This is a genomic window from Aquibacillus albus (genome assembly GCF_016908325.1).
Taxonomy (GTDB): domain Bacteria; phylum Bacillota; class Bacilli; order Bacillales; family Amphibacillaceae; genus Aquibacillus_A; species Aquibacillus_A albus.
In genome coordinates this window covers 112975-120588 of sequence record NZ_JAFBDR010000012.1, presented here as the reverse complement: position 1 = coordinate 120588, position 7614 = coordinate 112975, and the positions used below count along the sequence as shown (strand labels likewise).

Sequence of the window (7614 nt, the reverse complement as noted above, 5' to 3'; positions counted from 1 at the left end):
TCTTTTATTACTCACAAAAATCTCCCCTTATAGCGACAACGTAACACCCCACTAGTGCTGTGTCTACTATAAGGGGATAATATCACAGACCCCTTAGGGACACGGGACCTGTCCCTCTGTCCCACTTATTCCTTATTCCAATCAAATCCAACTTTATTGAGGAAAGCTCGTGCTAGTAAAAGGTGCCCTGCATCATTTGGATGGACACGGTCCCATGCTAATGCCGCTGGGTAAATCTTTTCTAATACATTATGAAAAACAGCTTGCGTATCTATGAAAATACAATCTGTTTCTTCGGCTATTTTTTTAACGACAGAACCATACTGATCCATCGTTTGCCGCATTCTATCTTCTTTGTTTGATTCCAAATAGTAAGGTGTCATGAGCACCAATCCCTCTACCATTGGCTTCGTTTTTTCAACTAGATTTCGAAGCGTTTCCTCATATTCATCTATGTACACATGTTTATCTTTAATAAATGGCACGTCATACTGTCTCCATACGTCATTAATCCCGATCATAATCGATAACCAATCTGGCTGTTGATCAATTACGTCTTCCTGCCATCTCTCCTTTAAGTCTCGAACTTTGTTCCCTGATATCCCCTTATTTACTACTCTAATACCCAATTCAGAATATGTAGAAGTTAAGAATGCGTTTACAAAAGAAACATAACCATTTCCTAATGCACCAAACAATCCTTCTCCTTCAGGTTTGGCTCGATCGCAATCCGTAATAGAGTCACCAATAAATAACAACTTTTGGTCTTTTTTAAATTCCATTTAACATCCTCCCAATCTTTTAACATCACTCTTATTTTACAACCAATTACAAAAAAAACCCAACATGACACATTACAGGGAGGGACGGAGGGACAGGTTCCTAGTCCCTAAGAAACCATTTGGTTAAATAAATTCCCATGATCTGATGCGATGTGTTAAGATTGAATCAATATATGTTAACTAATCAACAATTTTAGTTTACATTTATATTTGTTCTAACCTGTTAAACTGGAGGAAAACTATGTATAAGCTACGTGGTCATCACCTTTTTTGCCTTCTTGGTTATCGGGGAATGGGCTATTCACAGGAATACGTAGAAAACATGACACGTTTGCATCAAACTTTAAGAAACAACCCCAAGACGGGTATTCAGCTTGTCAAAGGACCAGATCAATTGTGTGAAAAATACCCCAACTCAGGTAAATACCACTGCCGAGACAACACTATCTATGAAAGAGATACCGCTATTTTAGAAAAATTGTGTCTTCAAACCGGACAAATTCTGAAGTGGGAAGATATTGAGTCCCGTATCAGAAACTATGTCGTCCCCTCCGATATTCAAATTGTGTGTAAATCTTGTTCCTGGCGTTCTTATGGGGTTTGTGAAGAAGGTATTCAAGAGATGATTGAAGGGAAGGGCTTAAGAAAAATTAAATAAGTCCTTCCCCTTTATTATTGTTCCGTTTTGAGGAACCCCATTCTTAACACATTACAGGGATCGGGATTAGGAACCTATACATTATTTCTCAGTTTTTGGTAATGCTAGAAGTAACTTATGAATTTTTACGGAAAAATCCTTATAGTAAGAGAGGAATTACTATGTCTAGCATTCTTTTGATCTTTTTACTACAAATCATATTAGTACCTACTTTATCTCTTCGAATTATATTTGTTGTCAAGAATATGAGTATTCTTGCTTCTATTTTTGGGTTTCTGGAAGCATTGATTTATGTGTTTGGTTTATCGATTGTCCTCAGCGGTGAGCAAAGTATTGCTGAAATGCTTGTTTATGCCTTGGGTTTTGCAGCTGGTATTTTTTTAGGGGGTTATATTGAAAATAAAATGGCTTTAGGATATACAGCCCTTACTGTTAACTTAACGACTATGAACTCTGATCTTGTTTCAACTCTTCGGGACAATGGGTTTGGAGTTACCGTATTTGAAGGAATGGGAAGAGACAGCGTCCGTTATCAGCTTCAAATCTTGACAAAAAGAAGTATGGAAGAAAAAGTAATGAACATGATTGACCAATATGAACCACACGCCTTCATTATTTCGTATGAACCCCGAAAATTTAAAGGCGGCTATCTATTAAAGGCGATGAAAAAGGCAAGAAAACGAAAAGAAAATCCTTAGGCGGTGCCTGACACCACCTGGATTTTGTCGCATTTTGCCGAAAGGGGTCTGTCCCCTGTCCTATCCTATTTAATTTTTAATGTCTCGTAATGGCGAATTACTTCTTTTGTGATTTCACTATCTTCATCCAGTTCGCTTACGTTTTTCAATACATAAGCAGGACCGTTTCCTTGAATCATTTCTTGGATTTCCATTGCTTGTTCGTCTTCTGGGTCATCAAACAATAACGCAGCAGCAATCGCCTTCGCCAGGTTTGTATAAGACAATCCTGCTCTTTGTGCCTGTGTTGCTGGGCGAACTAATCTGTCCTCAGGACCCAGTTTGCGGATTGGCGCCCTTCCTACTCTAGTTACACTATCGTTCAAATATGGGTTTTTGAAGCGTTCGATGTTCTTATTGATATAGGTTAAATGCTCTTCTTTATCAAGGCCATATTCCTTAACTAGATAGGCCCCTGTCTCCTTTAATGTCTCCCTGACTTGATTTGCAACCTCTTCATCCGCTAATGTCTGATCGATGGTTGACTTCCCTTCAAGGTAACCAAGATAAGCAATAACTGCATGTCCTGTGTTCACCGTAAATAATTTCCGTTCAATAAACGGTGCAAGATCCTCTACCATTTTCATTCCTGTTACCGGTGGAATATCATCTTTTGTTTCTACGACCCATTCATAGTACGGTTCAACCAGCACATCAAGTGAGTCCTGGTCCTGAATTGGAACGATACGGTCAACAGCAGAGTTAAAGAAGTAGACCCGTCCTTCTAGTTTTCCTTTCGTTTCTTCGTCAAGGTTCTCTACGACATGCTTCTTTAAAATGTCAGTCGCTCCGATTTGATTCTCGCATGCAATCACATAAAGCTTTTCACTCGTTCCAGCTAAACGTTCAGATATTCCACGAGCAATTAATGGTGCGATTCTTGGTAAAATATTCGGGCCAATCGCTGTAGTCAGATAGGTTGCATTCTGGATCGCTGTTACCACTTCGTCTTCCTGATTTATGTTATTCAAACCAGAAACATTTTCAATTGTCATTGTTTCTTCATCTTCCATCGCTAACTTCACTTGATAACTTTTCTCTTCATTTAACTTATTAATGATTTGTTCCGCAATATCTACGAATGTAACATGATAGCCAGACTGGGAAAATAATGCTCCTATAAAGCCTCTGCCAATGTTTCCTGCTCCAAAATGAACGGTTTGCTTCAACATCATCATTCCTTTATCAAATTATTTTGTAGATAATCTAAAAATAAATCTTCTAGTTTATTTCGAATCATCGCTTCATTTGAAGATGAAAAAATCATCATTGCTACTTCACTTTCGATTAAGCTAGTACTAATGATACTTAGTATTTCCTGCTCCCTTTTACTCATATTTTCTGGTGCCAGCATGAGAAGCAGATTTTTCATTTGCATTTCCTGTCCATTCATCCCTTTGACTGTACAAGGATAATCTAAATGTGATACCTGGAATATGAGTTCCTGTACACTTTCTTCACGGCAATGAAAAAGCCCCATATTTGTGTTCGGTATCCCAAGACCGCCTTTCTTCTCTCGTTCCTCCAGATGCTTTAAAACGCTATTGGAATTTGTAATCAACCCGTCTTGTTCGGCCTGTTCTACCATTTCTTTTAAAACCTTCCAATGGTCGTCGATATGATGGTTTCGAAACACCCTTAGATTATTCAGAATTGAATCCATACTGGAATGGACATCTTTTATTCCCTGTAACAGTCTCTTCACATTTGGTTGTTTGTTGTTAGTCAAGTCATCTTTCTGGTTTTCCGGGTTCAAATACTGCTTGTTTCTTGTTAACTTCCCCAAGTTATGCTGCAAGTAGTTTTCGATGAACCTAATATCTTTATCGCTTAATAGTGGACTTACCAATATATAATCAAAATCTGTAAAAGGAAGCCTGACAGTAGAAATAACGATATCATATTCATGAAGGTTTGCTGTTTGAAAATCGTTAATCGATAAAATTTCTACAGTATGAATCTCTGCAAGCTCTTTTTTCATACGACTTGCCAACATCTTAGAAGCTCCAATGCCTGTCGGACAAACGACAACGGCCTTGATTCTTACCTTTTCTTCATTCATCAGCAACGCCGAACCAAAGTGTAGAACGATAAAGGCAACCTCATCATCTGGAAAGTCGATATCTTTAAATTCATTTTTTAGGCTTTTCTTAATTGTCTTGAATAAAACCGGATATTTTTTTCTTATTTCCTCTGTTAAAGGGTTAAATAGTTCCAACTGCTGCTTCAAACGGAAAATCGAAGGCTCCATATGTGCCAGCAATCCTTGAAACAACGAAAAATCATCGGATAGATCCACATGTAGCGTAGAAGATACATTTTGAATGATATTTTTGATCAGCTTTCCCAGCAAAACACTGTCATAATAAACAACATCTGCTGCTTGAACTTTAGAACCTCGTAAAATTACCGTTAAAAAATTAACATCATGATTTGTGATGGGAATCGAAAGTTTATCCTTTAACTCCCGGCATACCTTCTCCATCAATTGAAATTCACTCGTATATTTATGTATTGCTTCACCCTCTTGTTCCAGCAAAAAGTTATTTTCCGTTCGCTGAATGGTAACGCAAATATGAACAATCAGTCCGATATAATCACTGTCCGCTAATCTTGTTTGAGCTTTATTTATTTTTTGATTCACCAACTGGTCGATCACTAACAAATACCGGGGTGAAAAATAACCTAGAATTGCTTCATTTTGCTTAATTCCCCGTTGCAGCAGATATAGATTTTCAATTAATTCTTCATAAAAATAAATTAAAAAGTAGCTCGTAAGCGCATGTCGCTTGTTCGCTTCCTCCGCGAACAGTTCCACCCCAACTCCCCTTTTTCTCGTAACGGTAATTGAAAACTTCGTCAACCATTCTGCTACATCATCTAGATAGGCCGTTAACGTAGCAGTGCTGATTCCAAGTTGGTTTGCGAGCACCTGTATTTTAAAAGAGGGACCTTCATGCAGCAGTATAACAAGTAAACTGAGCTTTCTTTCTTCAGGCGTTTCATCGGTTGGGTTGACACTTGTTAAGTTCTGTACAAGTCTGTAAATCTGTTCATTTTTCCCCTTTATAAAAAGACCATCATTTGAAGTACGTTTTAGCTCTAAATCAAATTGTTTTAAAATCTTTTCTACTGATTTTAAATCTCTTTGTACCGTTCTTACACTAACGTTTAAGAACGTAGATAGAGAATGTACAGTATGCTTTCCTTTTGTCTTTACGATTAAGTCAACGATGGACTTTTCCCTTGATGTAATAAACATTGTTCTCACTCATTTCAATGAAATAAATCCTTTTTCAAGAGAAAAAAGCATCCAAAGTAGAACAGAAAGGTAGGAAACCCCCACCTTTCTCATTCTTTTTATTTTATTTACTGTTGATAATACCCTTTAACTCCTCTGCCGTTTTTGCTTGTACCATTTGATCGACACTTTCCTGTTCTGAACAAATGACTGCAATATCGGAAAGGATTTCTAGGTGTGTACCATCTTTTCCAGCAATTCCGAAAATCATTTTCGCTTGTTCCCCGTTAAAGTCAACGCCGTTAGGTACTTGGATAACCGTAAAGCCAGATTTAATCACAGCTTTCTTCGCATCTTCTGTACCATGTGGAATAGCCACGTTATTGCCCATATAAGTAGATGTGATCTCTTCTCGTTCAATCATCGCATCCACATAGCTATCTTCCACATATCCGGCTTTGACTAACACTTCTCCAGCAAAGCGGATTGCTTCTTCTTTTGAAGAGAATTCCTTGCCGATAAAGATGTTTTCTTCAAGTAATAAATCATCATCTTTATCCATATTCGGTTCTACGTCTACTGCATCTTCCTCAGATTCTTCTACAAGCTCTGCCTGCTCGCTTGTTATTTTATTTTGCAAACTGGAAATAAGCTTGTCGTATTCAGGGCTTGATAAGAAATTATCCACTGATATATGATAAGCACTTGGAAGCTTGTTCTGTGCCCGAGGTGTCAATTCTTCCTGTGTGATGATAACTTGGGCATCACTTGGAATATCAGTGATTGATGTATTTGTAACCGTTATATCAAGGCCTGCTTCTTTTACTTTCTTGCGAAGAAGGGAAGCCCCCATCGCACTTGATCCCATTCCTGCATCACATGCAAACACAATTTTATTTACTTCTTCAGGCAAAGTTCCTTTCGTTTCTGTTGCTTTTTCAGCTGCTTTTCCAGCCACTGAACTTTTCTTCCCTTTCATTTGTTCCATTTTCTTTGTCGCTTCTTCAATATCTTCATCTGTTTGTTTTCCTGATTTAATCACTACAGCAGATACCAAGAAGGAAACGGTCGCTGCTACAATTACTGCTGCGAAATTTGCTACATATACCATACCCTGTGGAGGGGTAACAGCTGTAATCGCTAAAATACTACCAGGCGATGCCGGTGCAACGAGACCTCCACCTAAAAGTACAAGCGTAAAGACGCCACTCATTCCACCAAGGATTACAGAGACAATTAACATTGGTTTCATCAGCACATACGGGAAGTAAATCTCGTGAATACCACCAAGGAAATGAATGATCGTTGCTCCCGGAGCTGATTGCTTTGCAGTCCCTCTCCCAAATAGCATGAAAGCTAATAACACACCAAGACCTGGTCCCGGGTTTGCTTCAAGAAGGAATAGAATCGATCGTCCACCCTCCTGAACCTGTTCTAACCCGATTGGTGACAGCACACCATGGTTAACTGCATTATTTAAGAACAAAATTTTTGCAGGTTCAATTAAAATACTTGTTAATGGTAATAATCCAGCATCAATTAACCAGTCAACACCTGCAACAAGTACTTTTGTAAAAGCGTCGACAGCTGGACCTATACCTAAGAAAGCAAGGATTGCAAGCAAACCACCAAGGATACCTGCCGAGAAGTTGTTAACGAGCATTTCAAACCCAGCTCTTACTTTTCCTTCAATCGCTTGATCAAATTTCTTAATAACATATGCACCGAGTGGTCCCATAACCATCGCACCTAAAAACATCGGAGTATCAGGCGCACCAACAATAACCCCCATCGTAGCGATTGCACCGACAACCCCACCACGCTGATCATGGACAAGCTTACCACCTGTGTAACCAATAAGTAGAGGCAACAGATAAGTAACCATTGGACCAACTAATGAGGCAAGGTTTTCATTTGGGATAAACCCAGTTGGTATGAATAATGCGGTAATTAATCCCCAGGCTATAAAAGCACCGATATTCGGTAAAACCATCGAACTCAAAAAGTTACCGAACTTCTGTACTGCAACTTTAATATTTGATTGAGCCATTTCACTCTTCCTTTCATGTAGAAAATTATCTCTAATGATGTCCTTATTTAGCATAGTTTAGTAATAGCTGTTCATTCAACGATAATGAAAACTAACTTTGTCGTACGATTAATGACAAACTTATTGTTTCTCATTTTTAAACTGTT

General features: G+C 38.4%; 6 protein-coding genes. 2 read left to right on the top strand and 4 right to left on the bottom strand.

Annotated elements, in window-relative coordinates; all coding sequences use genetic code 11:
• Positions 1-125 precede the first annotated feature (125 nt).
• Positions 126-782: an SGNH/GDSL hydrolase family protein gene (locus tag JOC48_RS11935; RefSeq protein ID WP_204499965.1), complete on the bottom strand. Its 657-nt coding sequence runs from the start codon at positions 780-782 to the stop codon at positions 126-128.
• A 241-nt stretch (positions 783-1023) separates the two neighbouring features.
• Between JOC48_RS11935 and JOC48_RS11930 the strand changes: the two genes are divergently transcribed.
• Entirely contained in the window at positions 1024-1440 is a 417-nt protein-coding gene (locus JOC48_RS11930) for a DUF1284 domain-containing protein (RefSeq protein ID WP_204499963.1), read from the top strand.
• A 161-nt stretch (positions 1441-1601) separates the two neighbouring features.
• Complete coding sequence (locus JOC48_RS11925) at positions 1602-2138, top strand: DUF2179 domain-containing protein (RefSeq protein ID WP_204499961.1); 537 nt, start codon at positions 1602-1604, stop codon at positions 2136-2138.
• A 65-nt stretch (positions 2139-2203) separates the two neighbouring features.
• Here JOC48_RS11925 and JOC48_RS11920 read toward each other — a convergent pair whose 3' ends face one another.
• From JOC48_RS11920 to JOC48_RS11910, 3 genes are all read right to left on the bottom strand, one after another.
• Positions 2204-3346, bottom strand: a complete 1143-nt coding sequence (locus JOC48_RS11920; protein WP_204499990.1) for a mannitol-1-phosphate 5-dehydrogenase — start codon at positions 3344-3346, stop codon at positions 2204-2206.
• 5 nt (positions 3347-3351) lie between these two features.
• Entirely contained in the window at positions 3352-5439 is a 2088-nt protein-coding gene (locus JOC48_RS11915; protein WP_204499991.1) for a BglG family transcription antiterminator, read from the bottom strand.
• A 103-nt stretch (positions 5440-5542) separates the two neighbouring features.
• On the bottom strand, positions 5543-7468 hold the full coding sequence (locus tag JOC48_RS11910; protein WP_204499958.1) for a PTS mannitol transporter subunit IICBA: 1926 nt from the start codon (positions 7466-7468) through the stop codon (positions 5543-5545).
• Positions 7469-7614 lie beyond the last annotated feature (146 nt).

Coding starts and splice junctions, on each gene's coding strand:
- JOC48_RS11935 (WP_204499965.1), bottom strand. CDS start 782: ATGGAATTTAAAAAAGACCAAAAGTTGTTATTTATTGGTGACTCTATT.
- JOC48_RS11930 (WP_204499963.1), top strand. CDS start 1,024: ATGTATAAGCTACGTGGTCATCACCTTTTTTGCCTTCTTGGTTATCGG.
- JOC48_RS11925 (WP_204499961.1), top strand. CDS start 1,602: ATGTCTAGCATTCTTTTGATCTTTTTACTACAAATCATATTAGTACCT.
- JOC48_RS11915 (WP_204499991.1), bottom strand. CDS start 5,439: ATGTTTATTACATCAAGGGAAAAGTCCATCGTTGACTTAATCGTAAAG.
- JOC48_RS11910 (WP_204499958.1), bottom strand. CDS start 7,468: ATGGCTCAATCAAATATTAAAGTTGCAGTACAGAAGTTCGGTAACTTT.